This is a genomic window from Streptomyces sp. NRRL WC-3549, from assembly GCF_000721935.1.
Classification (GTDB): domain Bacteria; phylum Actinomycetota; class Actinomycetes; order Streptomycetales; family Streptomycetaceae; genus Streptomyces.
The window spans coordinates 30,124-31,781 of record NZ_KL585400.1; the positions used below are offsets into that span (position 1 = coordinate 30,124).

Sequence of the window (1,658 nt, forward strand, 5' to 3'; positions counted from 1 at the left end):
GCCGCCCGCCGCGGCGGCCGAGGCCGGCCTCCCCCTCGCGGAGGTGACCCGGATCGCGGAGCTGGCGAACGCCCGTACCCGCTCCTTCGGCCTCGCGTTCTCCGGCTGCACGCTGCCGGGCGCCGACCACCCGCTGTTCACCGTGGACGAGGGCCGGATGGCGGTCGGGCTCGGCATCCACGGCGAGCCCGGCATGGGCGAGCGGCCCGTGCCCAGCGCCGACGAGGCGGCCGAGCTGCTGGTCTCCACGGTCCTGGGTGAGCTGCCCGAAGGGGTGGAGTCACCGCGGGGCCGGCGCGCGGCCGTGATCCTCAACGGACTCGGCTCGGTGAAGTACGAGGAACTGTTCGTCGTCTACCGCAGGGTCGCCCAGCTCCTGGCCGAGGCCGGGGTGGAAGCCGTCGACCCGGAGGTCGGCGAGCTGGTCACCAGCTTCGACATGGCGGGCGTCTCCCTCACGCTGTGCTGGCTCACCGACGAGCTGGAGCCCCTGTGGACGGCTCCGGCCGACGCACCCGCCTACCGCAAGGGCACCGTCGAGGCCGCCGAGCTGACCACCCCGGACGCCCTGGCGGAAGCCGCCGAGGACACCGTCCCGCCCGCCACCGACGCCTCCCGCGAGGCGGCCCGTACCGTCCTCGCCGCCCTGCGCGTCCTCAAGGACACCGTCGACACGCACGCCGACGAGCTGGGCCGGATCGACGCGGTCGCCGGGGACGGCGACCACGGTATCGGCATGCAGCGCGGCTCCACCGGCGCCTACGAGGCGGCGGTACGCGCCGAAGCCCTCGGCGCCGGTGCGGAAACGCTTCTGCACCGGGCCGCCGACGCCTGGGCCGACCGGGCCGGCGGCACCTCCGGCGCCCTGTGGGGCGTCATCCTCCGCGCGGTCGGCACCGCGCTCGGGGACACCGAACGGCCCACGGCCCCCGTGGTCGCCGCCGGGGTCGCCGAGGCGTCGGCCGGTGTGATGCGGCTCGGGAAGGCGGAGGTCGGCGACAAGACGATGGTCGACGTCCTCGTCCCGTTCGCCCAGGCCCTCACGGCCGCCGCAGACGCCGGGCAGCCCCTGCCGGCCGCCTGGGGCACCGCCGCCCACACCGCCTCCGAGGCCGCGGCGGCCACCGCCGGCCTCCTGCCCCGGATGGGCCGCGCCCGCCCGCACGCCGAGAAGAGCCTCGGCACCCCCGACGCCGGAGCCCACTCGCTCGCCCTGATCGTCCGTGCCGTGCACGGCGTGTTCGTACCCACCCTGGAGAACCACTGATGTCCGACAAGCTCCGTATCGTCGTCGGCTCCGACGACGCCGGATACGCGTACAAGGAAGCCCTCAAGAAGGACCTGGAGGCGAGCGGCCTCGTCGTCAGCGTCACCGACGTGGGCGTCGACGCGGACGGGCACACCGCCTATCCGAAGGTCGCCATCGCCGCCGCCGAGATGGTCGCGCGCGGCGAGGCGGACCGCGCCCTGCTGGTCTGCGGCACGGGCCTCGGGGTCGCCATCGCCGCCAACAAGGTCAAGGGGATCCGGGCCGTCACCGCCCACGACTCCTTCTCCGTCGAGCGCGCGGTGCTCTCCAACAACGCCCAGGTCCTCACCTTCGGGCAGCGCGTCGTCGGCCTGGAGCTGGCCCGCCGGCTGGCCGCCGAGTGGCTGAC

Annotated in this window: 2 protein-coding genes; both read left to right on the forward strand. The window is 75.3% G+C overall.

Annotated elements, in window-relative coordinates:
• The coding region (locus IH13_RS0115900; protein WP_063837449.1) for a dihydroxyacetone kinase subunit DhaK at positions 1-1,267 on the forward strand (1,267 nt) is incomplete at its 5' end.
• Positions 1,267-1,658 (forward strand): ribose-5-phosphate isomerase (locus IH13_RS0115905; protein WP_031084942.1); only part of this gene is annotated, 392 nt, incomplete at its 3' end. The genes IH13_RS0115900 and IH13_RS0115905, both read left to right, overlap by 1 nt.